Raw genomic sequence first — 26663 nt, 5'->3', positions numbered from 1 at the left:
GTTATCAAGCCTTCTCTTGCTTCCTTTTAAACAGATAAAGCCTGCAGTGAATCTACTGAGTTGCTTGATTCGACGGTGACTTTTCAATAGCGGCTTTTCTTAAGGAAGAGAAATATGTACAACAAGTTTCGCGTTTATTCTGCTAGTCATATTGGTCATCGCGAAGAGAATCAAGATGCTCATGCGGTATTAATAAAACCACAATATGGCGAGTTTTTATGTGTGGTTGCAGACGGCATGGGAGGCCATAAAGGGGGGGCGTTTGCAGCACAAAAAGTGGTTGATGTCTGCACACAAAAGTGGAATGAAAATGATAGTATTGAAGAACCCGAAAATTTTCTTACCGAATTGGCATTTTCCGCACATAGTGCAATTCTAGATTCACAAATTGAAGAATTCGCACAAGCCCAATCCCTCGTCTGCATGCTCTATGTCAACCTAGCACAAAGTATCTTCATGTCGATGCATGTGGGCGATTGTCGAACATTTCAGTTTAAAAACGAAAGCTTCGTTAAACGAACCGTAGATCAATCTCTCGCTCAACTTCATGCATTAAAAGGCGATATTTCAGATGATGAAATTGCATCGCATCCAGACCAAAACAAAATTTATTCAAGTTTAGGCGGTAGTGAGCCCCCTTCCCCCCTAATTGAACGTTACGAGACAAGCGGTAACGTGTTTTTGGTTTGCTCTGATGGTTTTTGGGAGTTATTCACTCAACAATCATTAGGGGGAGTACTTGAAAACATTGAAAGCGACAAGGATTTAGACACCCTGATACAGCAGCAATTAGCCAACAAAAATCAACATGACAATACCACCGCCATATTAATAAAACTGTGGCCTGAAGAAACTGCAGGTTCAGGGCCAACGCCCCAGGAACAATATGGCATTAAATCGCCCGAGCCTGAACTACTAAAGCCGGAATCCGCTGAGAAGGAATCAAATCGTGTTGAAGTTCCTACAGAAGAGAATATTGATCCAACACAATTTCACAGTGACGTTAAGAGCAGCACGGTAAAAAACACGGCAGAGCAATCTTCACATAGTCAGTACAAATTACTGCTAGGGCTGGGGGTGCTCATCATCCTAACTACATTAGGATATTACTTCCTGAGTCGACCTATCAGCATCGACAGTGCGTCACTACCACATCAAAAGACAAGCAATGCTAACAGTTCCGAAGCTAACCCGCCTATACCTCTACCCCGCTCAGACTCAAATAGTCAGTCTAAGCAACAGGATAACTTACCACTTGAGTCTAGTGAAAAGTCATCAAAAGAAGTCATAGGAACCGACACATCTTCTGCTGACTCAGGAAATATCGAAACCCGAAGAAGCACTCCAGATATTCCCGTATCAAGTATTGATGATGCTATCGAGAAAACGGTGGAAGCCCTTCGAGAAGAAGGCGACTTAGGTGAAGACGATGAACTTAAAGTAGCCAACCGCGGCCGTGAGATAGGTAATAGTCAAGTAATTAAACTCCAGCAGTTCTACAAAGGCTTACCTGTTTATGGGGCCGAAACAATTACCCTTGTTCGTGAAAACAAGATAGCCAGCATAAATAGCAAAACGCTTAACGATATTAATATAGACACCACTCCGGCACTGTCAGCTGACGAAGCATTTACGTTAGCGGAAGACGAGGTTAAATCGACATTAAGGATGCTTCAGCAAGCCCAGCTCATCATTTTCAAAAAAGGAGACAACTACTTACTTGTATGGCGCGCTGAAGTTGAAAAAGCAACCGGTGAACAGGTAATGCTATTCCTAGACAGCAGTAACGCCTTAATTGTTGAAGAAATTAGCCTACATATTTCTGAAGGCCTTGTAGATGAAACAAAATGAACGCCAATCAAGGTATATAGGAACCATAACTAGTAGTATATGTTTGGCATTTATTTGCTTCTATCTAATAGCACCTGCGTTAGGCGTGGAGAAAATTGGCATTAACCGCGCGCCTCAATCACTGGAAGAGCAATCAACGCTTAGTACGCAGGCAGAAAGACAAGAGTGGGTAAAAACTGTCTTATCAGAACGATTTAATTTAAGTAAAGAGAGCGCACTTCACACCACTTCAGAGCAGCAACTACATTCCTTTAAAATAGTTGCAGTAAACCAAACATATCAAAATGTTCCGGTAGTTAATTCAGCATCTCGTTTGGTTTTAAATGCGCGACATCAACCTATATATATATTAGGCACACATAGTAATATTGAGCCCTTAGAACCAGCGACCGCCACATTTAATAGTGAACAAGCACTATCAACACTAAGCATTGCAAATGGGGCTGATGTAGCATCGAGGCTCGTATATTGGCCTTCGCCGCAGGGCCAGCATATTTTGGCTTATGAATTTGAAGGAGAGTTTAGCTCCTCGTTTGGCTACGCTCTTTCTCAACGTGTATTTGTCAATGCTACCACAGGTAAAGAATTGGACCGGGAGCCTTTATTTCACACTGCCATGCACCGCCAAATCAACAACTTTTCCGCAGCTTGTGAAGAATTCAAAGTTAAATTTCCACTTATCCCACCGCTAACCGATAGAGTTGAAGCGCGTGCAATGAAAACCCATGCGCGAACAGAAGGCAGCGCACCTAGTAATGATGATTCTGTAGAAACCGCATTTGCATTACTAGGTAATGCCTATGAGTTTATGGATACCGTGCTCGGTATGGATAGTATTGATGGGAATGGCTTGCGCTTAAATATGTTTATCAACGTTCACTTTTTAAAGGGCATGCCTACTATTCAGTGTTATGGCGATGTATTCAATGCCATGTGGATGTCGAGAAAACAGTCACTATATGTGCCGAAAGAGGGGCTTAATTACATTGAAATTACCATGCATGAATTGGCACACGGCATTGTTTCAAACGGCAGTAATCTGGAATACTCTTTTCAATCAGGCGCGCTGAATGAATCTATAGCCGACTCAATCGGCATCGCCTTTCGCATTTGGTTAGAGCATGCTAACAAGCAGACAAATTCAACTAAAATTCCCAGAGAGTATTGGTTATTACGAATGCCTTCGGGTCCAGAAAGAGACTTAGCCGATCCTAGTTCGCTGAGTTTTGGAGAGAGTGCCTACCCAGACCATATGAATGACTTTCTGAATTGGCCGATAAAGAAAGACCGAGGCGGTGTTCATATAAACTCTTCCATAATGAATATGGCATTCTTTTTAATGGCTAACGGGGGCAAGCACCCACGCCATTCCAGTACGAGTACCGTAACCGGCATAGGATTATACCCAGCAGTACGCATTGTTGCGCAAGCGGCTTCAAAATTACTTGTTCAAAATGCTAACTTTGAAGATGCGCGCTTTGCGTATGCTTTAGCCGCCGAAGCTTTGCACGGTAAAGGCTCAAAAGAGTGGGTAGCGGTACATCAAGCGATGGATGCAGTTGGTGTAACGGGAACATGGAGCCCGCCTCAAGAAGTTCCAGAGCCCCAGCCAGTACCCACTCCCGAATCCGAGTCTGAGCCTTCGCCAGAGCCCACGCCGGAGCCGGAGCAAGAGTCACAACCTGTTCCTCAGCCAACGACGCCCCCACCAAAAGCAGAGGAACCTTTGGAAACAAATGACAGAGTCCATACGTCTAAGAACGAAGCCGATAACAACCAGCTCGTTATAATTTTGATTCTAGGGAGCGTAGGTCTTTGTATTGCTTTGCTAGCGCTTTTTAAATTAAAGCCGGCGTATAGCAGAAGCGAAAGCCCAAAAGGTTATTCAGCTGAAAATACGCCAATGGGTAACTCAGCAGCTACCCCCAATGCTACGCCGGACAACCTTGTTCCCAGGCCATCTAAACAGCAAAAGGGAAACGTTAACAATAGCGGAAGTGCGGCGCATCAGCAGGCTTCGCCTTATTACTTACAATCCCTTGAGGGTAACCAAAAACTCAATATTTCTTCTTATACTGCATCGAAAGGTGAAGGGTTTGTTATTGGTAGATCACTAGAACTTGTGCACTTGCAACTTCGAGATGAGCGAATTTCCAGACGTCACCTAAGAATTAAGTCTCATAGCGACTACTTTACGGTTGAAGATTTAAACTCAACCCACGGTACCATGCTGGACGGAGAACGACTTAAAGCCTTTTTACCAGCACCTATTAAGCACGGACAGCTCCTTCGTATTGCTGACTTTAGCTACGTATTTAAAGTCAGTTAATCGTAATACTGCGAGCGTCACTATATTTTAAAAAGAGAATAAAATGGCAGGATCACAAGCAGTCAGCGTTAAAATAGTGTCTTTTAGAGGCATAGAATCAGAATTTGTCTTATCTCAAAATGGGGACTACGATATAGGTCGTTCCGACACTTGCTTCGCCAGCGTTAATGCCGAACTACTCTCCCGTCAGCATTTAGTTATTCGCTACCTCGATGGGCGCGTTTTTGTTACCGATAATAATAGTTCCAACGGCAGCATCATCGGCGACTTAAAACTAGTAGGCGGTCAACCTTATGAAGTGCAGCTTCCTAGTACGATTTTATTAGCGAATGGCAGCATCCATGTCGAGCTATGCTATTCAACGTTAGCCTCTACAACCTCACATACTAATTCTTCAGCACCACAGGTTTCACCAACAACTTCCCAGCCCCAACTTGGGCCTGTCACTCATAGTGGCTCTGAAAATAACGAACTTCATCAATTACTATTAACCCGTGGGCAAGTACTCATTGGTCGCTCTTTCGACTGCAATTACGTTATCGACTCCCTTCAGGCATCACGAAAGCACGCTTTACTCGCGTTAGCTGATGGCCAGATAACATTAAAAGACCTTGATACCACCAACGGTACGTTCGTAAATGGTGAAAAAATTAGTGGCTCAGTGAGTATCTCCACTACTGATGAAATCACCATTGGAACCACGACGTTTGCTATTGAAAGCGGTAGAGTTGAACTTGAATACGCTATCGTGGCAGATAACATAGAAAAAGTGTACGCCCGTGGCGTTGTTGGCCTAAATACCATGAGCTTAAAAATTCCGAGTAAGCAATTTATTGCCTTAATGGGGCCTTCTGGCTGTGGAAAATCAACCTTACTGAAAGGCTTAAACGGTGCCAACCCTGTAACCTCTGGGGCTATTACCGTACAGGGGTTAAAACTAAATAATAGTAATTACAACACGCTCAAAAAGTATATTGGCTATGTGCCCCAAGACGATATTGTTCATGGGGAATTAAGCGTCGAAAGAACCCTCTTTTACGCCGCCAAATTGCGTATTTCCGACGATGTTACGAAGCGGGAAATTAAAGATAAAATAAGCACAGTGCTGGCAAGTCTAAATCTGGATACCGACGCTATAAGAAAAAGTAAGGTCTGTGATCTATCCGGGGGACAGAGAAAACGGGTATCTATTGCGGTAGAACTGCTCAATGACCCTAAAATATTATTTTTGGATGAGCCCACCTCTCCTTTAGATCCAGAGACCATTGAAGATTTCCTATCCTGTATTAGACGGTTAGTGAGCAAGGGGCAAACCGTTATCATGGTCACCCATAAACCCTCCGATTTAGACTATGTTGATCAAGTTATCTTTTTATCCAAGGGAGGGTATCAAACCTATTATGGTGATAAGAAGCAGCTTCTAAACCATTTCGAAAAAGACAATATTATTGAAGTGTATTCCATGATGAAAAACCCAGAAGAAGGCCAACAGTGGTATCAACATTGGGTTAGCCAAAATCCTGCGTCTGCCCTCGAAGTAAAGCAAGAAGTACTCGCGAAGAAATCAAACACTGCTCTGATTGGTCAGTTTTTTTGGCTCTCAGTGCGTTATTTCAATATCAAGATTAATGACCACGCAAATTTGCTTTTGTTACTCGCGCAACCACTCATTATTGGTGGGTTACTTGTTTTTATATTTAGTAAACTTCAAGTGAGCGTGATGTTTATGATGGCAGTATCTGCGGTTTGGTTTGGGGTAAGTAATGCAGCTAAAGAAATAGTCTCTGAGCTCCCCATCTACGAACGGGAGCGCATGTATAACCTAAATATCTTCAATTATATTGCGTCTAAGCTAACGGTACTGTCGATTATCGCTTGTATACAAGTGGCTATATTTATCGCTATAACGCATCTTGCGTATCGCAGCGTAAATGGGGATGCCAATGAAGTACAACTTTGGAGTGTTAGCGCAACAGCGCTGTTTATGCTGTTGTTGTCGGTTTCAGCCACCTTATTTGGCCTCTATCTATCCGCAGTATTTACCACCACTGAAAAGGTCATGACTTTTGTACCTATTGCCCTTATGCCGCAAATCATGCTGGCGGGAATTATTGCGCCGCTAGACAATAATATAAAAGTTCTGCTCAGTTACCTTACGTTAGGTAGGTGGGGAACTGAAGGGTTTGCGCATATTCAGGATGGTGCAGCCAGAGAGCTGGAAAAGTGGACGAATGAAAAAGCGGACATACCCGCTTCCGTTATGGTGCGGGTATTCAATCCACCCGCAGCCACAAACAAAGGTGATGCAACAGAATTTGCCACCCAAGGCGCAATGCAGCAACTTAATTTATACAATGACAATACTGAAATGGTGAGCTTGTTTCCAGAGAGTTTTACTGGTGTACTTATCGCTATTACGCTAATAAACGTGCTCGCGTTTGGCGGGTTGTTACTCGCACTTCGTAGTAAAGACAAACGATTTATTTGAACCGTGTGTGTACCGCTAACTAGCAGCAGGTAATGTTACCTGCTGCTACAAAGTCACTATGCTTTGCTGGTTGGCGCTCTGCGTGAGCTAGGTTTACCAGCGTTAGAGCGACCTGAACCGCCAGGCTTACCAGAACCACCCGGTCTACCCTGCCCTCGAGGTCCGTTTCGGCTACCAGAACGACGCGCGGGTCTGTCGCCTTGACTATTGCCGTTACCGTTGCCACCTTGAGATTGACGTGGGCGCTTAGGCTTGTTTGGCTTCTTAGGCGCTGACAATGTGGTTTCAGGTACTTTAGCTTGAGGCTCAAAGCCTTCAATAACTTGACGAGGAAGCAGTTGTTGAATAAGGGTTTCAATATCTTTAAGTTGGTCTAGTTCATCAACACTAACAAAAGACCAAGCTTGACCACTCGCTCCTGCTCTGCCCGTTCTACCGATACGGTGAACGTAGTCAGCAGGCGTGTTTGGCAAGTCGATATTAATAACGATAGGAAGCTCGTTAATATCGATACCACGGGCTGCGATATCAGTCGCTACTAGCACATCAATTTCGCCACTTTTAAACTCAGACAGCGCCTTAGTACGCGCACCTTGGCTTTTATTGCCATGGATTGCTGCACTTGGAATACGCGCTCTACTCAGCTTGTCTGCAATACGGTTAGCGCCATGCTTAGTTCTGCTAAACACTAACACCTGTTTCCAACCATTTTGCTTAATTAGGCTAATTAAGGCCGCTGTTTTTTTAGATTTGTCGATAGGCACTAAATGCTGCTGAACCGTTTCAACGGTAGTATTAGCAGGTGCCGTAGACACTTTCTCGGGATTGTTCGTAATCGTTTGCGCCAGCGTGGTTATCTCAGAAGAGAAAGTCGCTGAGAACAATAAAGTTTGACGCTTAGTCGGCAACAATTTAAGAATGCGCTTTATGTCATGAATGAAGCCCATGTCGAGCATTCTATCGGCTTCATCCAACACCAAAGTTTCGAGTTGGCTGAACTTAACCGCGTTTTGTTGGTATAGATCAAGCAAGCGACCTGGGGTGGCGATAAGTACATCAACACCTGAACGTATGGCTTTCATTTGCGGGTTAATACCCACACCACCGAAAACCACTGCAGTTTTAAGTGGCAAAAATTCGCTAAACGATTTTACGTTTTCTTCCACCTGCGCGGCGAGTTCACGGGTTGGCGTTAAGATAAGTGCGCGAACACAATTAGATGCAGCGGGTCTGCCATCTAGTAAACGATGTAGCAAAGGCAAAGAGAAGCCTGCTGTTTTACCTGTACCTGTTTGCGCTGCTGCCAGTATGTCTTTGCCTTCAAGAATAATGGGAATAGCTTGCTGCTGAATGGGTGAAGGCGTTGTATAGCCTTGTTTTTCAACAGCTTGTAGTAGCGGGGCAGCTAGGCCCAACTCAGAAAAAGACATGGATAACTCCTGGAAATAAAAATTAGGTTACGCAACGTAACCGGTCTGCGCTGAAGGGTTATCAGTCTGAAGCAGGTGTAAAACGGTAAAGTTCGTAATGTGAAACGCGAGAGGGACTTGCAATAGTAATTATAAAAGCAGAAACAATTATCAAATTAAAATAGTACCTACAAAATGCGGGCGCATACTACCACTGTTTGACCTTACTCGCTAGGTTAATTTTTAACCTCGACGTTAAGTTCACATACAATGAAGGCATGGGTAACGTAGCCGTGGCTTTACCTTTCACTTTATAGCGCGCATTACATTGTTCATAGCGCTATGCAATCGCCAAATCCGCGAGAAGCGTCTATTGAAAACTACTCTTGTGTCTAATTGAATTAATTTAAGAAATCGACATAATTGTGCACAATAAACCTATTTTTAACTGGTAAATTAGTTTAGTAACGTTGTTAACACGCGTTTTGCCAGCGAAATCTATTAGCCAGTATTATACTAATCGTTAAATGTCTCGTTATATGCATTAACGTCGTCATTTACTAATAAAAAATAATTAGGCATTAAACAACATCTGGCATTATTAATTAACTTGAGTTTCTTGATTGAAAAGTCTTCGTTCCGACATTGCACTTACATCTATAGCTTCTGTTGCGATTATCAGTGTTTTGATAATGGCTTTGTCTATTCGTGTTTACGAAACCTTGTATCAAGATTTTGTTGCCTACCAGTTTGATGCTCTGGCTGAAAATATGGCGGTGGATTTATTGCCAGTCATTAATTACAGCGCAGGAAGCTTTGACCAAACCCAAGTGCTGCTCAGGTTAGACAAATACGAATACGTTGAGTTTGCTCGTATTTACAACGAATACGATGAATTGGTCAATCATTACGTTGGTAACCCCAATATCGATAATGGGTCATCTTCCACTCCGGTTGTTGATGAAGCTAATTACCTTCATTTAGACAATGGCTTTCACACCATTAATAACAACATCTTTGTTATTAAAACGATTGGTGAAGTGGATCTTCCTATGGGAAAGCTCGTTTTATCCTACGACATTCAACATCCTCTTGCCGAAAATCGCTGGAAATTTATTGGGCTAGTCTCGCCTGTCGTCCTCATTCTTCTTCTCATCACCGTCATAACGACTGTGCGCTTACAAAGACGTTTGCTTACCCCGCTGACTTCGCTAATTGCGAAAATGAAAAAAGTCGAAAAAGAAGCTAACTACGATGTAAAAGTGTCGGAAGAAGGCAAGTTTGAAATTGCCTCACTTGGCCGCGGCTTCAATAGCATGATGCTGCACATAAAAAATCAGATAGACATTAATAAGCGCAAAACCCTGTTGCTCGAAAGACAGCAGTCTCAAATGGAGAAGCTTGCCAACTTCGATACGCTAACAGGGTTACCCAACAGACAATATCTAATGAAGAGCTTATCGATTGAATTGGCTCGTGCCAAAAGAGAAAAGTCCCAAGTTGCTCTTATGTTTCTCGATTTGGATGGGTTTAAGCAAGTCAACGACTCTTATGGCCACGATGCTGGTGACAAACTACTTTGCGGCATTTCATCTGAAATATCTGATGCTATGCGCGATGGCGACGTAGTGGGTCGTCTTGGCGGCGATGAATTTCTTATTATCTTAGTGGGAAACCCTACGAACTCACAACTAGAAGCAATAGCGAAGCGACTCATCAGTAAAATAACCAAGTTGGATCATATTGATGGTTGGCGAGTAGACCCTAGCGTTAGCATAGGTATTGCTCTCGCTACCGACAGTGATTACGCCGCGTCCACGTTAGTCACAAACGCTGATGTGGCTATGTATAAAGCGAAAAACGAGGGCAAAGGTCGTTACGTTTGGTTTACTGCGTCGATGCAAGAGGAAACTAGACGCAAAATTCAGGTGGCTACTCACCTTCCTCAAGCCATCGAGAACGATGAATTCCATTTAGTTTATCAAGCTAAAGTCAACAGTAAGGGTAAAGTGGTAGGTTTTGAGGCCTTATTGCGCTGGTTTGACAACGAGCTTGGTAATATTTCTCCCGCTGAGTTTATACCCATAGCCGAGCAAAGCGACAGAATTTCAGAAATTACGCTTTGGGTGATAGTCCAAGCTTGTTTAGAGATACCCCATATATCGGAGCACTATGGTGAAGATATTAGAGTTTCAATCAACCTTTCCGCTTACGATTTAAAAAACGTTCATGTGACCGAGTTTATTTTAGAGGGGTTACGTTCCGGTGGGATACCCAGAAATAATGTGGAATTTGAAATCACCGAATCGGCTTATATGAATAATTTCTCTATCGCAAATGCCTTTTTAGCCGAGCTTAAAAAAGAAGGCTGCAAGATATCCTTAGACGACTTTGGAACGGGTTACTCTTCATTAAGTTACATCACAGAGTTTAACATCGACACGCTTAAAATAGACCGACAGTTTGTGAGTCAAATTGGCACATCGAAACGTTCTGAACTTATCACTATCACCATTATCGAAATGGCGAAAAACCTGAATTTAAATGTATGCGCTGAGGGTATTGAAACCCACGAACAGTCCGCTTTTTTAACCGAGAATGGTTGCAACATTTTGCAAGGTTTCTTATACAGCAAACCTATCCCCCTTGACGCTTTGTTTTCGCAAGAAGAACAGGCTTTATTAAACCTAGCAAACTAAATTGATATATACACCACGGTTAGTCCATTAGGAATTGATGTTCCCTCGGGTAAATAGCCAACACTAGATTCATGTTCTATAAGAAAAGTGACCATTTCTTCAATATTGCTAACATTCGAAGGTGGATTACTGCGCCCACTGAATCGCATTTGCGCCCGGAATGACTGAATTCGGGATTCAGGCAACCCTATAACTTGAGTATTAAAGACTTTTCGAATATGGGTACCAGATTCAAATTCTACGGGTGACAACCCATCGAGAGAGCCTCCCATAAACAAATTGCGTATTTCGCTTTTGCTAAGCTGAAGCGTTGACTCAGCTGAATTAGCCACCACCAACACACGTTCACGTGCGTGCGTTATATGGGCGAACACTGTCGAAGATAAGAGCACGAATAACACTAAGCAACGCATCAAAATACCCACTCTACGCCCACTTGATAGAGACTTGCGCGCCTATCAAAATCAGCATTTGTAGGAGGAACATAAAACAACGATGTTTTGTCCTCTTTCCCCTTCAAAAACGAAACTTCAGTTTTAAACGCAAGGCTAGTACTGTAATCCCAACGAACACCAAAGGTTAAAGAATCTAAGTCATCAGTAGGAAATAAAGCATTAATGGAATCAACTGAGGTTGATAATAAATCGAGTAACGGGCTCACCCCTAACGGGATGGTATTTTCAATACTGTTCTCGTCCTGACGTGACCTTGATATCGTAGCGTGAAATAACAACGAGTTATAATAACGCCCTAGTGTTAGGTAATAGCTTTTGATACCAGATAAAACATCAAGATCAGAATCTACCGACATTAATTCTGCGCTAACAAACCAATCCAGTGACGTGTAGCCTGCACCAAACTCATAAACGGATACACCGTCGTCTAATCTAAATTTTGCAGCAAGTTCCTCGAATCCAGCCGAGGTGAGCCCCTCCACTAATTGATCGATTAGCACGCTATTATCGACAATTTCAGTTACTCTCATAAAAGACGAGCGAAAATGGAACCCATCATAAGTCAGTGAAAGCACCGCACCATAAATATCGTTGATATCAACATCAAAGGCGTCTTGGCCTGAGAAAAGTTCGCCATCAAAATCTCCCCAATACCCCTCAATCTCTAGTCCAACGTTTTTAAATTGTGTTTTGTGTCTTACGTTCAAGCCTTCGTAACCTGAATAAAAAAGCCGTCGACTATAAACTTGCTCAGGTGCATTAAGCCAAGGGTAAGAAAAACCTACATCAATAACATCGGAATACTTGAGTACAGGTAATCGAAGTCGTCCAACATTGAACTGCCACGATGATGAAGGTTGATAGGTAAGATAAAGCCAATCTAATCCTGAATCTCTATCTGCCCCTGTGTGGAGTATTCCCTGAGCAGAAATTGAAAACTGACTATTAATCGCATAATCGGCTTGCAGTGCGATGAGTGAATCTTCAGAAAAGCTCCACGAGTTATCGTAATTTGCATAAGACGCTTCGCTTGTGGAGAGCTGACCACCTACGACCCTAGCAAACCCAGAGAACGTTAGATCGCGATGGGTATCTGCAATCGCAAAAGAGGTAAAAAGGGCTAAGGTGAGCAAAGCAGCAGTGATATATTTCAGCATCCAGGTCATAACTCAGTAAATATCAATAGCAGACCAAGGCACGTTAGCTAGCTGCTGTTTTAGTTATATAATTAATAGAATAGGCGCCAACAATCACCAGCCTGTCTAGATAGTAGGAAATATTTACGTAGCCTATAAAACTACTGGATACGACGCTGATTAGCACTAATCTGTTGTAAAAATAACGGTGAGACTGTCTGGAAGCTCAACACCTTCAGGTAAATAACCAATGCTGGCTTCGTTTTCATTTAAGTAACTTATCATCTCGTCAACACTGTCCACACTGGTGGGCGGTTTATTCCTGCCGCTGAACTTCATCTGTGCCCAGTAAGACTGAATTCTAGATTCAGGTAGCCCTATAACATGAGTATTGAAGATAACCCGAATATGGGAGCCGCTCCCAATTTCTACAGGAGCAAGGTTAGATTCCGATACCCCACCCATGAAGATATTTCGGATTTCCCCCTTACTCAAAGAAACCGGTTGATCAGCTAAATGCGCGACCACTACCACTCGCTCGCGCCCTTGGGCAAATGCACAAAAGATAAAGGAGATAATGAATACAGCGAAAACAGATTTCGACATTAAAATACCCACTCCATACCTAACTGATAAAGTGTGGCTCGCCGGTCAAAATCAGAATCAATGACATCTAATTCAAAAAACGATGTTTTACCTTCTTTTCCTTTCAAAAGTGAAACTTCCGCTTTAAATGCTAGATTGGTTCGAAAATCCCACCGGGCCCCTAACGTTAATGAGTCTAAGTCATCCGTTGGGAAGTACGTTTTTACTTCCTCCACAGCGAAATGAAGCGCATCAAGTTGCGGTGCAATACCAACAGGTATCGTGTTTTCAATATCGTTCAATGACTGGCGAGATGAGCCCACCGTGGCATGTAATAGCACTTCATCGAAGTAATAACCGAAAGAGACATAAAAACTGTCGATACCGCCTAGAATGTCTAAGTCTGATTTAACCGACATCCATTCAGCAGAAGCAAACCAATTCAGCGAGTCGTAACTGATACCGAATAAATAAGAGGTGGCTCCGCCGTCAATATCTAAGATATCTGCAGTGTCGGAAAAGCCTGCTGCTCTTAAGCCTTGAATTAATGGGTCCAACTCGGTTAAATCGGTGTCGGTATCGTTCGCATATATAGTGGCAGTTCGAAATTGAAAACCTCGGTAACTTAGCTCTACTACTCCGCCATACATGCCATCGACAGTAACATCAAAAGCCGTTCCGCTGGAGTGTATCTCGTCGCTGTAGTTCCCCCAGTAAGCCTCTACGGAATAGGCGATCTCATTAAAAGAACCTAAATAACGCGCATTCACCCCTTTGTACTGAGAAAACAGATAGCTGCTGTAAAGTTGCTGCGGCGCATTTAACCATGGATAAGCGAAACCAACATCTATGACATCAGAATATTTCAAAAAAGGCGTGCGTATTTGTCCAAGATTAAACTGCCAAGATGCGTTAGGTTGGTAGGTTAAATATAACCATTCAATACCTGATTTTCTCGTCTCATCGCTATGCCATAATAACTGCCCAGAAAGAGAAAAGTGATCATTGAGAATATAATCGGCTTGCAGCGCCGCCAATGATTTTTCAGAAAAGCTTACCGAATTATCATAGCCCTCGTACTTAGCTTCATCGGTAGATAAGTAACCGCCAACTAAACGCGCAAACCCAGAAAATTGTAAATCATTTGAAGTTTTGGCGAGGGTTCCAAAGGAAGTGAAACTCGCGATTATAAGCAGTAGTGTGAACCGACTAACCAATGGGAAACCTTATAAGCAAATAAGTAGTAAATTAACTATCACAAGCATCTTGTGATTATTAACCTAAAATCCACTTTTCGCCAGTTTAGGCAGTAAGTTAAGAGATTTTTTTTGCAGGGAGATAAAATGCGCTACCAGAAGTGAAAGTGAACCCCTCACCCTGGTAGCAATTTGTAGAATAGATGATTTCTTTTACTATTTAACGTCTAGGCATGCATCAGTAATAGCTTGCCAGTTTTTCGCTTCAACCCACTCAGGTTTTGCCACCCAAGTTCCACCCACAGCAAAGATATTGCTCATGGATAAATAATCTTGGTAGTTACTTTCTGACACACCCCCGGTTGGACAAAAACGTGTATCTTTAAATAGTCCACCTACCGCTTTTAAAAACGCTGCGCCGCCAGATAGAGATGCAGGGAACAACTTCATTTCACGAAAGCCATGTTCTCTTGCTAATACAATATCAGCAACGGTGGAAACGCCAGGTAACACAGGTAAGCCACAGGCTGTTAAAGCTGTGAGTAAGCGCTCGGTGACGGCTGGCGTCACTATGAAATCAGCGCCCGCGTCTTTAGCAATTTTTAAAGAAGCTTCATCGATAATTGTTCCCGCGCTTACAATCATTTCAGGTAGAGCGGCTTTTATCGCTGTAATAGCTTCGGCAGATTTTTCTGAGCGAAGTACCACTTCTACTGTGCGCAAGTTCGCTTCATACATCGCTTTTGCGATATCTACACCGTCGTCTGCGTTATTGACTTGGATAATAGGTAAAAGCTTCTGCTCTCCCATAATTGAAGATATAGAATTCATAGTTTTCTCTGTGTAATTTTGCGTAAGGATCAGGTTAAATTTTTACTAAAGAGGCTATAAGCGGTGGCATCCACAATGGCGCCTTTGTGCTGGATGACAAAGCCCGCACTTTTTGATGCTTTCTCGACCGCTTCTTTTTGTGACGAATCATCTAGTCGTGCCCCAAGGTAAACGCCGTTGAAGGCATCGCCTGCAGAGGTTGTATCTACCACATTCTTAACTGGCGTAAGCGGGACTTGAGAGATATCGCCCTGTTGGTTAATAACGGTAACGGCATCACTGCCATTTTTTATAATCACTTCGTCGAAGGTGTAATCACTCAAAAATTTCAGTGTTTCGTCGATAGTGTCTATGCCATATAAGAAGTTAAAATCTTCAATACCGGGAAGAATAATATCTGCTAGCTCATAAGCTTTTGCGTAAAGGCGCTTAGCATCGTCTTTACTTTTCCACAACGAAGGGCGGTGGTTGATATCAAAAACTAACTTAACGCCAGCTGATTTTAATCGGGTTAATAAAGAGAAATACGTCGAAAGGTCTTCTTCGTTTATTATCGCTAGGCTAATACCACTAAACAACACCATGTCGAAGGCAGTCATTGCGGCAATATCGTTGCTATCTAGCGTTTGCATCATGCTTTTTGCTGCAGAATCCGAACGCCAATAAACAAATGAGCGTTCACCCGTATCATCTGTGTATATACGGTAAAGGCCTAGGTGCTTCTCTTCATGCCTGCCAATAAATCGTGGATTTATCCCCTCATTGACAGCATGCATGACCATTTCATCACTTAGCGCATCTTTGCCGACTGCACTGATGTAATAAACATCATGTTGGGGAAACGTACGTTTCATATAAACTGCTGAATTATATGTGTCACCTGCGAAACCTTGAGAGAGTAAGCCGTTCTCGGCTTCCCTAAGCTCTGACATACATTCGCCAATAAAACCAACTCTCATGCTACACAGACTCCAATTTAATATGCACTGTCTACTTAACGTAGTAGCCGTTTAATCCGAAGGCCAGCTAAATATTGATTCCAGATAGACTTCGCTTACCTAATCCCCTTTTTTATGGGATTATCGTTGCTATCTAGCCTAATCACAGTGAACCTATACTGATTTCACTTTTTTGCTCGCCAACTATGGCCATATAAGCCATTTACGATGTTCATTTTGTGTAAAAGAAATGTCACACGAAAAACACAATCTAACCAATCGGACGACCAAATACAACCAATTTACTTTACCAGATAGCAACTCAGTTATTACCAAGCGTAAATATCTCGACATTTATTCGTACTTTTAACTGTGATTAGCACAACGATATTTGTCGCACTTTGCGAATAGACGCATTTTCAGGCTACAATCTGTGTAACAGCGACGTTACCAATATATGTAAATAAGGTTAAAACATGAAATCTCGCCGGCTTTTCTGGAGTATTGTAGAAAAACTCGAAGACTTAATCGATCAAGGTATATGCCCAGCTGGGAGTCGACTGCCAGCGGAACGAGAACTAGCACAGACCTACAATGTGAGCCGTCCTACTATTCGTGAGGCGATAATCGCATTAGAGGTTCGCGAACGAGTGGAAGTGAAAACCGGGTCAGGAGTCTATGTATTAGCGCAAAAGAATGCCCAACATTCAGCAAAAACTATTAGTGCTTTCGAGCTTACTCAAGCCAGAGCATTGATTGAAGGGGAAGCCGCCGCGCTGGCTGCATCCACGATAAGCGATGACGAGGTTTCTGCGCTTAAGAAAGCCCTATCAGATATGGCCTCTCCAGATATTGCGGATGAAGCTGATCAGCGTTTTCACCATATTATTTCCCAAGCTACACATAACCATGCAGTGCAACTTTCGGTTGAAAATCTATGGGAACTTCGTCGTTCAACGCCCGAAATAGTAGCTGCCTATAACGATGTCTGCTCTCAAGGTATTGAACAACGAATAAAAGAACATACGGAAATTTTCAACGCCATTGCCAACAAAGACACTGCTGCCGCTCGTAAAGCAATGCACAGCCATTTTAATCGTCTAATAAACGCGTTATTTGATGCTAGTGAAGCGAGAGAGTTAGAAGAGATTAAACGGAAAACGGATAAGACAAGAGGCTTATATTCGATTTCTCATCTAAGTAAATAAATCACCTGCCTTGGTGAAAACCGTTTTTACGTATAGCACAAACAAAACAGGCTTCTTTCGAAGCCTGTTACTTAGTAGGATACTCAGAGTATTTTTGCTTTTCTTGTATGAGTTTGTATTTGAGTAAATCTGTTTTTACTAATACGGGTGTCTAAAAGTAGCGCGTCATCATTAGTCGCGTTAGCTTCAACTCAAAATATATAAACATCACGCCACTTTGTCAACCACAAACAAGAAAAGATATTACCAATAACCATTACCAATAAGCATTACCAATAAGCATTGAGAGGCTATAACGTTACCTTCTTCAACTTAGCTGCTTTTATTTAAATACGCATTTTGCGTACAAAATTACTTTACGGCATGCAAAATTCAGTTTAAAAAGCGCGCTATTGTTTAGTCTATAATTTCGAGTATTCTGCTCGTCATGGTTTTGCGAATTACAATCAAATGATCCTAAATACGTTTTTCGACTTCATACAAGAAAAATGGACGCTGATACAAGCATCGGTGTATACCACGACGTTTCTCATTCAAGTTTTGCTCATCGCAGTGATATACGCACTGGCCTTTATTCTGGCAAGACAAGTTAGAAGGCCTTTCAAGTTCACACGGGAAGCACCACAAAGCGGGGCACATACAATACACAACATGCTATTCAAACTTGGCGGCACACTGTTCCCCGTCATTACCATTAGCATACTCAAATTGACTACGGTTTTAGGTGAACAATTTCAATTCGATGCTTGGGTACTAGAAATAGCGGTTGTTGTGGCAGTTATGCTATTTGTTGCTTCCTTGATTAGAGGGTTTATAGATAACCCCGTTTTCGCCGGTTTCATGCGGTGGGTAGGCTTGCCTATTTTATTCTTACATTTAGTGGGCGTATTACCTGTTGTTACTAGTGCGCTGGAATCGATGTCGTTATCGATTGGCAATGTCGATATTTCAGCCTATGGAATAACACGCGTATTTCTTTTTGGCGGCTTGTTGTTTTGGTTAGGTCGAGCATCTAACACCCTTGGAAAAGACATTATTCGCAGCCACACCACGCTAGATGTGTCTACTAAAGAAGTGTTCGCAAAACTCTTTGAAGTTGCGTTATTTTGTATTGTATTCCTGCTGCTACTAAACGTGATGGGAATAAATCTAACCGCCTTAGCGGTATTCGGCGGTGCACTGGGCGTAGGGTTGGGCCTTGGGCTGCAATCTATCGCTTCAAACTTTATATCCGGCATTATTATATTGCTTGATAGGTCGTTAACCGTAGGTGATTTCGTAGAACTTGAAGACGGCCAAAAAGGTATCGTGCGGGAATTTAAAATGCGTTATGCGGTTCTCGAAACCTTCGACGGTAAAGACATACTCGTGCCTAACGAAAAGTTCATTAGCTCGTTATTAATCAACTGGACTCACAAAGATCCTAAACAGCGCTACCGTATCGATTTTTCAGTCGCTTATAAAACTGATATTCGAGCAATGGTAGAAATTATAAAAGATGCAGTAGCTCAACATCCTCAGGTTATTAGTGGTGAAGACATCCCCTTTGAAGAACTGCCAGATTGCGAAATAGACAGTTTTGGTGACTCGGGCGTGAATATGTTTGTTGAGTTTTGGATGGATGGTGTTGATGATGGAAAAAACCGTGTTGGCGGAGACCTTTTATTAACCGTGTTCGAAACCCTGAGAGAACATCAGATTGAAATCCCCTTCCCTCAACGTGAAGTACGCGTGGTTAACGAAAACGGTATTGGTATTCGAAATACCACCCCTTAGTAGCGAGAAAGTAATACATTCCACTGCCATTGGGCATCGCGTAGATTTAGCAGGTCGATAAACTTCTGATAATCGGCCTGCCCCATGGCATGGGCCACCGTTTTTAGCTGAGCTTTGGCTCTTATAGCTTTCACCTGTAGTAACTCTAAGCGTTTGTCGGCACTTTCACCAAAGTTAGTGTCTAGAATTTCATTGGCTTTTTTATTTGCATCCCAAAAGGTTAGCACATAGCCAATGAGTTTCAGATGTACACCTATCATCTGTTTACTTTCCAGAACGTGAGCCAAAGTAGATGTAGTCAGCCTTTTTTTAAAGCCACTCTCCGTTTCTGGTTTTGCGCTAACTGATAAGTGCTCAAGTGCTTCTTTGTATTCTTCAATTAGCCTAATATGCTGCTCGCCCTCATACTGCTCACTTGAAAGTGAATTCAAATCCTCTGCCAGTATTTCTAGGTTCACAAGCTGTCGCTGTATCGTTGCCATGATTAGTTATTAAATACTTAGGTATGCTAGATGGTTTTATGGGTTATTGACTGATGCATCGCTAGCATTCAATCATTGCCTTATCATCACTACTTTGCAGGTATTTTCTGCCATTGCTACTCTGCATTCAGTCTTTACGCTTTGACTGTCATTTATTCATCGCCACTTCTATGCATTTACAACGAGATAATTTAAAACGAGATAATTTGCAACATGACTAAAGCGCGTATTAATTTTTATCTAAGCTGTTCAGTGTATAGAAAGTTTGCGGGAGGTGCAGCGTTAATCTTGGGTATCTTTCTAACGCCTTTCAGTGTTTCCTTTTATTTCTTCAATGTAAAAAACGCGGGCACTTCAATAATGCCCGCGTTTCTATTAAGTAAATGAGCCTTTAACTTTACTGATTTAAAGGGCTGCTTAAGTCATGACGTAAATCGAAGCGATCAAGGGTCATCACTTTTGTCCACGCATCTACAAAATCCTCTACAAATTTAGTTTTCGCGTTGTCGTAAGCGTAAACTTCAGACACTGCACGCAATTCACTATTTGAACCAAATACTAAATCAACAGGTGTAGCCGAGTAGAGTACCTCACCCGTTTTACGGTTTATGCCCTCATAAACAGCGGCGTCGTCTGTTTTTCTCCACTTCACATTCATATCAAGCAATGTGGTAAAGAAATCATTGTTGAGCGTACCTACCTTATTAGTGAAAACACCGTGAGTGCTATTGCCGTTATTCGCACCTAACGAACGCATACCACCAATTAGTACCGTCATTTCTGGAACGGTTAAGTTAAGTTGGTCTGCTTTATCTACCAGCATTTCTGCAGGTGAACGATAGCTAGTATCTGCATTGTAGTAGTTGCGGAATGCATCAGCCGTTGGCTCTAACAGTGAGAACGAGTTCACATCAGTTTGCGCTTGGGTTGCATCACCTCGCCCTGGTACGAACGGTACCGAAATTTCAACGCCTGCATCGGCAGCCGCTTTTTCAATAGCCGCCCCACCTGCTAATACAATGAGGTCAGCCAACGAAATTTTAGGGCTAGATGACTTACCGCCATTATAGTCTTTTTGAATTTCTTTTAATTTAGCGATCACAGCTTTAACGGTTTCAGGTTCATTTACCGACCAATCCATTTGTGGTGCAAGTGCAATACGAGCACCATTTGCGCCACCTCGGTAGTCAGATGCTCGAAAACTTGCCGCCGAGCCCCAGGCTGTTTTAACTAACTGTTGTACGCTAAGCCCCGAATCTAAAATAGTTGCTTTTAACTTTTTCGCGTCGCCATCACTAACTAGCTTGTGATCAGTAATGGTTACTGGGTCTTGCCATACAAAATTTTCTTCAGGAATATCGTTACCAAGATAACGTGCTTTAGGGCCCATATCGCGGTGGGTTAGCTTGAACCAAGCCTTAGCAAAGGCGGTTTGATATTCTTTTGGATCAGCAAGGAAGCGTTCTGCTATCTTACGATATTCTGGGTCATACTTAAGCGCGAGATCGGCCGTTGTCATAACCGGAGCATGTCGCTTCCCTTCTACATGAGCGTCTGGCACTGCTGTTTGCGCAGACTCATCAGTAGGTATCCATTGAATAGCGCCTGCCGGGCTGCGAGTTTGTTCCCACTCAAAACCAAGCAAGTTTTGCAGATATAAACTGGTCCAACGGGTAGGAAGTTGGGTCCAAGCACCTTCTAAACCACTAGTCACTGTGTCTTCAGAATGTCCTTTGCCACAGTTGTTCTTCCAACCAAGGCCTTGTTCTTCCACACCTGCACCACCAGGTTCTGCTTCTAAACAGTCTGCAGGCTTGTGAGCGCCATGCATTTTGCCAAATGTATGACCGCCAGCGATAAGCGCCACTGTTTCTTCATCATTCATGGCCATGCGATTAAATGCGGTGCGAATGTTCTTCGCTGAACCCAAAGGATCAGGCACACCTTTAGGCCCTTCCGGATTAACGTAAATTAAACCCATGTGCGTCGCGCCTAATGGGCGTTGCAACTCTCCGCCCTTTTCTTCTCGATCGCTAGCCAGCATTTCTACTTCAGGTCCCCAATAAACCATATCAGGTTCCCAGTCGTCGGTACGACCACCCGCATAACCATAGGTATCAAAACCCATGTTTTCCATACCTACCGTGCCGGCAAGTATCATAAGGTCACCCCAAGATAATGCTTTCCCGTACTTTTGCTTTATTGGCCAAAGCAATCGGCGCGCTTTATCTAGGCTTGCATTATCAGGCCAGCTATTGAGCGGGTCGAAACGCATTTGGCCACCATCGCCCCCGCCTCGACCATCTAACGTACGATATGTCCCCGCACTATGCCATGAAAGTCGGATAAAGAATGGACCATAGTTTCCATAATCTGCAGGCCACCAATCTTGAGAGGTCGTCAGCAATTCATTCACATCCGCTTTAACTTGGTCTAAATCGAGTGAAGAGAATGCTTTTGCGTAGTCAAAGTCATCGCCTAGCGGGTTTGAGCGGCTGTCGTGATCACGAAGTTGAGATAGGTTTAATTGTTCTGGCCACCAAAAATTATTCGTTCTAGCCTGAAAAGGCTGAACCATGCCAGACCCTTTTGCGCCGGCTGGTTTGCTAATTTCATTGTTAGCAAATGAATGCGACGTACCTAGTGCCAATGAAATCAAGCCTGCTAATGTAGCCTTGCGTACCCTGGTAATTTTCATATTGTTGTTCCATTTATTATGTGTATACATCTGCAAATGTATGCGTTTTGTAGTTCGCCCACCCGCCACAATTTGCAGTTAACAATTAATTCACATAGTTAATGTAGTTATCGGTTCGCTTAAAGGACAGTTAAAAAATTGAATTAACCCGATAGGAAATACTGATTAAGGCATTCGTTCTAAAAACAGATATTTAAAAACGTTGACTCAATCAACCTGAAAAACGTGTTTACGCATTTCAGAAGCCGTGTACTCTTTTCATACCCCAAGAAAGTTATGCCGTACAACTTTTAATCGGCGGCTAAAACTTACTCAACTTGAACATAAAACTGAGTAAGACCGTGAAACTCTTTCCCAATATTTCCCTCGTTTAAGACAATTTTACGCTGGCACGCCGATTGAATAGTCAGTGTTATCAAACGTGAAGCATTTCATCTTCACGTGGATCTTCCTTTATCGGAAGCTAATGGAACGTTGGAAATTAAAACGAGGATGTCATTATGAAAAACACACTTACAGCACTTGCAGGTATTGCAGCACTTACATCATTCGGTAGTTTTGCTCAGTCAAACGACTACTCTCTCGACGAAAGTGGTTTCTATGTTGGTGGTAACTACGGATACCTTCGCGTAGAAGGTGAAGACGATTTTGATGACGACAAAGATGTATGGCAAGGACTTGTCGGTTATAAGTTCAACGAATGGGTTGCGGTAGAAGGTAGTTTTATCGACTTCGGTGACTATGGCAACGACATTGCTGGCGGAGATACCGATGGGTACACGGCGGCGATTAAAGGAATTCTTCCAATAACAGACCGTTTTTCACTGTACGCTAAAGCGGGACAGTTGTGGTCAGAAACAGAATATAACCTAGGCGGTGTTTCTAGTGACTATGACGACGAAAGTCTTTTCGTTGGCGCAGGCTTAAGTTATGCCATCACAAAAAACTTTTTGGTTAACGCCGAATACACAGTGTATGACGCCGAGCTAGATGCAGAAGAAGCCGTAGATGATATCGACGATACTAACTTTGAGACAGATTTAAAGCAGGCAAGCATCGGTGTTGAATATCGATTCTAAATACCAAAGTTAATTGAGTTCCCCCTAAATGCGGCGCTTTACAGCGCCGCATTTTTATTTACATCCCTTACTAAAAACAGTTACCTCCAAAACAGGTTAATGAATGTCAAGCTAACGACATGTTTTTGAGATAGCATAATTCATTCCTACAAACGAAAAGACGGCAGTAGACCTCATGCTAACACTTGCTCTTATCTACCTTGGTGCTGCGCTAATCGCTGTACCTATTGCTAAACGATTGGGTTTGGGCTCAGTGCTAGGCTATCTCATTGCTGGGATTTTAATTGGTCCATTTGTTTTATCGCTAGTGGGCGACCAAACCGAAGTGATGCACTTCGCTGAGTTTGGGGTAGTGATGATGCTGTTTCTTATTGGGCTTGAGTTGCAACCTTCCCGATTATGGACCTTAAGGCATTCAATCGTGGGGCTAGGAGGACTACAAGTGTTGCTCTCGACCGGGGCTATTTTTGCCATCACCTATTATGGATTGGGGCTTGCTTGGCAAAGCGCATTGGCAATTGGCTTGATGCTAGCGCTCTCTTCAACCGCTATTGTTATCCAATCTCTGGAAGAAAAAGGCTGGTTAAAATTAGACGCCGGCCAAAATAGTTTCTCGGTTCTTTTATTTCAAGACATCGCCGTTATTCCTATATTGGCACTTATGCCGCTACTTTCATTCCTTCCCGCTAGTGCCGTTGATGGGTCTAACCACTCACTGGTATCGGATTGGTCTGCCATGGGTAAAGTGGGTATTTCTATTGCCGTGATTGTTACCATTATTCTGGCGGGCAAATACATTTCCACCCCCATATTCAGGTACATCTCCCAAACTCATATGCGAGAAATATTCACGGTTTTCGCGCTATTCTTAGTGATTGCAATAGCACTACTGATGCAGACCGTCGGCCTTTCCCCAGCATTAGGCACCTTCTTGGCGGGCGTGGTGCTTGCAGAGAGTGAATTTAGACATGAACTTGAAGCTGATATTGAGCCCTTCAAAGGGCTGTTACTAGGGCTATTTTTCGTTACCGTTGGCGCATCGATTGATTTCGGATTATTAGCTGAGAACAGTTTACTTATATTACTGCTGGTTGTTGGTCTTGTGGCTATTAAAGGTTTAGTGCTTTATGGCTTAGCCCATCTCTTTTCGATTAATTCTCGTCAGCGACTATTGTTCACTTTAGCCCTAGCACAAGGTGGGGAATTTGCCTTCGTGCTACTTTCACTATCTCGAGAGTTGAGTATTTTAAGTTCTCAGGAAGCCAATATTGTTACCTTAGTCGTGGCACTTTCCATGGTTATTACCCCATTACTATTAATGGTTTACGACCGTGCACAGAAATTTCAAAAGTCATCAGCACCTGCATTTGATAAGCCTGAGGAAATAGAGGCTTCTCGACATGTGATTATTGCGGGCTACGGTAGATTTGGGCAAGTTATTGGACGACTGTTAAAGGCCCAAGGTTATGAAGTAAGCGTACTTGATCACAGCCCTAGCCAAATCGACTTGTTGAGACGCTTCGGTAACAAAGTCTTCTACGGCGACGCCGCCAGAAAAGAATTATTAGAAGCGGCAGGGGCAAATTCTGCCGACCTGCTTGTTATTGCCATAGATGACCCGCACAAAACAATCGAAATTATCGACATTGCTCGTAAGCATTACCCAAATTTGAAGTTAGCGGTACGGGCTAGGGACAGGCGCCATGCTTATGAACTTATTCGTATGAAAGTCGGCACCTTTAACCGAGAAACTTTCGACTCTGCATTGGTACTCGCGGTTGAATCATTAAAATTATTGGGGAACGATGATATCGATGCCGAACGCGCAGGAAGGCTATTTAGAGAACATGATGTTGAATCCATGAACCTACTTGCCGAATTGTGGGGTGATGACCACTCTTATGGCGTCGCAATTAAACAGCGGATGGATGACCTCACCCAAGTATTAGCACAAGATACTGAAGCACAAGATATGTTTAATACCTGTGATAGTACTCGAGACCCTAATAAAGCTAACGAGGCGAAAGAAGGATGAAAGTGAATAAAGGCAAAACTGCAACGATAGAATAGCCATAATAAAGTATATATTTTAATAACTTTATCTAATTTACGATACCAGCCTTAGGATGAGTGCCCTATTGCACTCTTTATACTTTGGTATAATCCTGCCTCGAATTAATCTTAAGGGCTGAGTGTTGTACTTTTTTCTAGCCACCTGCATTATTGTTTCTATCGCGGTATGTGCGGCACTTTGCGGCTACTTCACGATAAAAACGGTTTATCAGAAAAAAACAATATTTCGCTACTGGTCAATTGCCAGTGGCTTGCTTTGCGGTAGTTTAATTTCACGTCTTAGCGATACCCTATATGCACTCCCTTCTTCATATTTCATTTTGGGGCTTATAGCTCTTGTAGTCGGTTTCTATCAGGTCTTTTTGGGGTTGGAATCGCTACAAAAACACAAAGACTACAAACTTAACCGCCATGCACTTCCTGTCCTAGGGGTAGGAGTTAGTGGAATTTGTGTATTGTGGTCAATGCCTGCGCTGGCCGAATCTGTGGCTATGTTTTTTTGTGCTGCACTTGTGCTGTTAAGTGAGGGCGTGCTTTACAATGATAATAGAGTAAAAGAGGAAAAGCGTGCCTTGCTCCGCCATTTGCTGCTTATTTCGTCTTTTTCACTTTTCTTACATGGCACGGTATCGGTGGTAAATTCAATTACCGGTGGTATGGATGACTTGTCGTTGCTGTACAAGCTCACCTCTGTGCTGATGGTGATAACCGCTGCATTAATCGTTTTATCGTTGACGCGATGTAGCACAGAGCCAAAATCTCAATCACTTTATCATCGTCCGCTTAGAGGCTCTGGTGCGGTTTTACTAAAACGTGACGACTTTATTCAACAATCCATTAAAAAGCTTCAACAAACTAACAAACATGAAAATGTACTGTTGCTAGTTGAAATAGATGGCTACCAAGACGTGATAGATAACTACGGCGCGAGTGCCGGTGAAAGCGCCAGTTCTCAAGTGGGGCAGTCTCTTATTCATTTTACCCGTTCAAATGATATAGCGGGGCAAATAAGCGAAAGTAAGTTTGCGATTATGCTAAGCGGTGTCACTATTGACTCGGTTCATGTGGTTGCTGATAGATTGGTAAAACAAGTATTTTCCAAAAATGTCCAAACGCTAGACAGCGCGCCCATGTTTACTGCCAGTATCGGGATTGCGCCTTCCTCAGATATCGTATTCTCGTGGCAACAAGGAGAGCCGTTCGATGAATACAGCATAAAACGACATGACGGTACTAGTTTAGTCTACATGCTGTCACCATTTAAAACGGCCACACTGTAAGTTTTGCGCTGAATTATCGCGCTTATCTTCAATTTTCCATTACGCCTCAATTACCCTCTTCCTATGAAAAAGTTACATTCTCCGGTTCCGACCAAATGAAAACTCTTCACTCAAACAGCCTTAAAAACATGATTTATTAGTAAGTTAGGG

The 26663-nt window shown here is 42.8% G+C and carries 18 protein-coding genes; 9 read left to right on the top strand and 9 right to left on the bottom strand.

Features of this window, described 5'->3' with window-relative positions; genetic code table 11:
* The first annotated feature begins 114 nt into the window (after positions 1–114).
* Genes J5X92_RS18415 through J5X92_RS18405 form a run of 3 tightly spaced genes read left to right on the top strand, consistent with a single transcriptional unit; the run spans position 115 to position 6668 of the window.
* Positions 115–1851, top strand: coding sequence for a PP2C family serine/threonine-protein phosphatase (locus J5X92_RS18415; protein ID WP_208806261.1), 1737 nt, complete (start codon positions 115–117; stop codon positions 1849–1851).
* 43 nt (positions 1852–1894) lie between these two features.
* The gene (locus J5X92_RS18410) at positions 1895–4180 is read left to right on the top strand and encodes a M4 family metallopeptidase (protein ID WP_158306756.1); all 2286 of its coding nucleotides are present in this window, start codon (positions 1895–1897) and stop codon (positions 4178–4180) included.
* A 43-nt stretch (positions 4181–4223) separates the two neighbouring features.
* A complete protein-coding gene (locus tag J5X92_RS18405; RefSeq protein WP_208806260.1) occupies positions 4224–6668 on the top strand; it encodes an ATP-binding cassette domain-containing protein in 2445 nt (814 codons plus the stop codon).
* 56 nt (positions 6669–6724) lie between these two features.
* Here J5X92_RS18405 and J5X92_RS18400 read toward each other — a convergent pair whose 3' ends face one another.
* On the bottom strand, positions 6725–8098 hold the full coding sequence (locus J5X92_RS18400) for a DEAD/DEAH box helicase (RefSeq protein ID WP_126872608.1): 1374 nt from the start codon (positions 8096–8098) through the stop codon (positions 6725–6727).
* A gap of 671 nt (positions 8099–8769) precedes the next feature.
* Here J5X92_RS18400 and J5X92_RS18395 point away from each other — a divergent pair.
* Complete coding sequence (locus tag J5X92_RS18395) at positions 8770–10776, top strand: EAL domain-containing protein (RefSeq protein WP_013782689.1); 2007 nt, start codon at positions 8770–8772, stop codon at positions 10774–10776.
* Here J5X92_RS18395 and J5X92_RS18390 read toward each other — a convergent pair.
* From J5X92_RS18390 to J5X92_RS18365, 6 genes are all read right to left on the bottom strand, one after another.
* Entirely contained in the window at positions 10773–11111 is a 339-nt protein-coding gene (locus J5X92_RS18390; RefSeq protein ID WP_348272402.1) for a hypothetical protein, read from the bottom strand. The genes J5X92_RS18395 and J5X92_RS18390 overlap by 4 nt on opposite strands.
* Before the next feature lie 77 nt (positions 11112–11188).
* Positions 11189–12397: a hypothetical protein gene (locus tag J5X92_RS18385; RefSeq protein WP_244361059.1), complete on the bottom strand. Its 1209-nt coding sequence runs from the start codon at positions 12395–12397 to the stop codon at positions 11189–11191.
* A 156-nt stretch (positions 12398–12553) separates the two neighbouring features.
* The gene (locus tag J5X92_RS18380; protein WP_013782686.1) at positions 12554–12973 is read right to left on the bottom strand and encodes a hypothetical protein; all 420 of its coding nucleotides are present in this window, start codon (positions 12971–12973) and stop codon (positions 12554–12556) included.
* The gene (locus J5X92_RS18375) at positions 12973–14169 is read right to left on the bottom strand and encodes a hypothetical protein (RefSeq protein WP_208806258.1); all 1197 of its coding nucleotides are present in this window, start codon (positions 14167–14169) and stop codon (positions 12973–12975) included. Before J5X92_RS18375 ends, J5X92_RS18380 begins: the two co-directional genes overlap by 1 nt.
* A gap of 195 nt (positions 14170–14364) precedes the next feature.
* A complete protein-coding gene (gene eda / locus J5X92_RS18370; RefSeq protein ID WP_013782684.1) occupies positions 14365–14979 on the bottom strand; it encodes a bifunctional 4-hydroxy-2-oxoglutarate aldolase/2-dehydro-3-deoxy-phosphogluconate aldolase in 615 nt (204 codons plus the stop codon).
* A 29-nt stretch (positions 14980–15008) separates the two neighbouring features.
* Positions 15009–15938 (bottom strand): sugar kinase, encoded by a 930-nt coding sequence (locus J5X92_RS18365; protein ID WP_126872612.1) that lies wholly within the window; start codon positions 15936–15938, stop codon positions 15009–15011.
* Between the two features lie 455 nt (positions 15939–16393).
* Here J5X92_RS18365 and J5X92_RS18360 point away from each other — a divergent pair, with 455 nt between their 5' ends.
* Both J5X92_RS18360 and J5X92_RS18355 read left to right on the top strand, forming a co-directional pair.
* Entirely contained in the window at positions 16394–17125 is a 732-nt protein-coding gene (locus tag J5X92_RS18360) for a FadR/GntR family transcriptional regulator (protein ID WP_013782682.1), read from the top strand.
* A gap of 450 nt (positions 17126–17575) precedes the next feature.
* Positions 17576–18901: a mechanosensitive ion channel domain-containing protein gene (locus tag J5X92_RS18355; RefSeq protein WP_126872614.1), complete on the top strand. Its 1326-nt coding sequence runs from the start codon at positions 17576–17578 to the stop codon at positions 18899–18901.
* Here the strand turns inward: J5X92_RS18355 and J5X92_RS18350 are convergent.
* Both J5X92_RS18350 and katG read right to left on the bottom strand, forming a co-directional pair.
* Positions 18898–19383 (bottom strand): hypothetical protein, encoded by a 486-nt coding sequence (locus J5X92_RS18350; RefSeq protein ID WP_126872615.1) that lies wholly within the window; start codon positions 19381–19383, stop codon positions 18898–18900. The genes J5X92_RS18355 and J5X92_RS18350 overlap by 4 nt on opposite strands.
* A gap of 397 nt (positions 19384–19780) precedes the next feature.
* Positions 19781–22081 carry a catalase/peroxidase HPI gene (gene katG, locus J5X92_RS18345; RefSeq protein WP_126872616.1) on the bottom strand — a complete coding sequence of 767 codons (2301 nt, stop codon included), beginning with the start codon at positions 22079–22081 and terminating at the stop codon, positions 19781–19783.
* A 500-nt stretch (positions 22082–22581) separates the two neighbouring features.
* Between katG and J5X92_RS18340 the strand changes: the two genes are divergently transcribed.
* The 3 genes from J5X92_RS18340 (at position 22582) to J5X92_RS18330 (ending at position 26513) form a co-directional block, all read left to right on the top strand.
* Complete coding sequence (locus tag J5X92_RS18340; RefSeq protein ID WP_126872617.1) at positions 22582–23160, top strand: porin family protein; 579 nt, start codon at positions 22582–22584, stop codon at positions 23158–23160.
* Positions 23161–23335: 175 nt separating this feature from the next.
* Positions 23336–25195: a monovalent cation:proton antiporter-2 (CPA2) family protein gene (locus J5X92_RS18335; protein WP_126872618.1), complete on the top strand. Its 1860-nt coding sequence runs from the start codon at positions 23336–23338 to the stop codon at positions 25193–25195.
* Positions 25196–25352: 157 nt separating this feature from the next.
* Positions 25353–26513, top strand: coding sequence for a diguanylate cyclase (locus J5X92_RS18330; RefSeq protein WP_041452455.1), 1161 nt, complete (start codon positions 25353–25355; stop codon positions 26511–26513).
* The last annotated feature ends 150 nt before the right edge of the window (positions 26514–26663 follow it).

The sequence above is a fragment of the Alteromonas sp. K632G genome (genome assembly GCF_017653625.1).
In the GTDB taxonomy this organism is placed as follows: Bacteria; Pseudomonadota; Gammaproteobacteria; order Enterobacterales; family Alteromonadaceae; genus Alteromonas; species Alteromonas naphthalenivorans.
Note: the sequence above shows the minus strand (reverse complement) of the source record. Positions and strands in the feature narration are given on the sequence as shown.

Bases quoted from the DNA above. Each gene is read 5' to 3' on its own strand.
- J5X92_RS18415 (WP_208806261.1), top strand. From the start codon at position 115: ATGTACAACAAGTTTCGCGTTTATTCTGCTAGTCATATTGGTCATCGC.
- J5X92_RS18405 (WP_208806260.1), top strand. From the start codon at position 4,224: ATGGCAGGATCACAAGCAGTCAGCGTTAAAATAGTGTCTTTTAGAGGC.
- J5X92_RS18400 (WP_126872608.1), bottom strand. From the start codon at position 8,098: ATGTCTTTTTCTGAGTTGGGCCTAGCTGCCCCGCTACTACAAGCTGTT.
- J5X92_RS18395 (WP_013782689.1), top strand. From the start codon at position 8,770: ATGGCTTTGTCTATTCGTGTTTACGAAACCTTGTATCAAGATTTTGTT.
- J5X92_RS18385 (WP_244361059.1), bottom strand. From the start codon at position 12,397: ATGACCTGGATGCTGAAATATATCACTGCTGCTTTGCTCACCTTAGCC.
- J5X92_RS18380 (WP_013782686.1), bottom strand. From the start codon at position 12,973: ATGTCGAAATCTGTTTTCGCTGTATTCATTATCTCCTTTATCTTTTGT.
- eda (WP_013782684.1), bottom strand. From the start codon at position 14,979: ATGAATTCTATATCTTCAATTATGGGAGAGCAGAAGCTTTTACCTATT.
- J5X92_RS18365 (WP_126872612.1), bottom strand. From the start codon at position 15,938: ATGAGAGTTGGTTTTATTGGCGAATGTATGTCAGAGCTTAGGGAAGCC.
- J5X92_RS18360 (WP_013782682.1), top strand. From the start codon at position 16,394: ATGAAATCTCGCCGGCTTTTCTGGAGTATTGTAGAAAAACTCGAAGAC.
- J5X92_RS18355 (WP_126872614.1), top strand. From the start codon at position 17,576: ATGATCCTAAATACGTTTTTCGACTTCATACAAGAAAAATGGACGCTG.
- J5X92_RS18350 (WP_126872615.1), bottom strand. From the start codon at position 19,383: ATGGCAACGATACAGCGACAGCTTGTGAACCTAGAAATACTGGCAGAG.
- katG (WP_126872616.1), bottom strand. From the start codon at position 22,081: ATGAAAATTACCAGGGTACGCAAGGCTACATTAGCAGGCTTGATTTCA.
- J5X92_RS18340 (WP_126872617.1), top strand. From the start codon at position 22,582: ATGAAAAACACACTTACAGCACTTGCAGGTATTGCAGCACTTACATCA.
- J5X92_RS18335 (WP_126872618.1), top strand. From the start codon at position 23,336: ATGCTAACACTTGCTCTTATCTACCTTGGTGCTGCGCTAATCGCTGTA.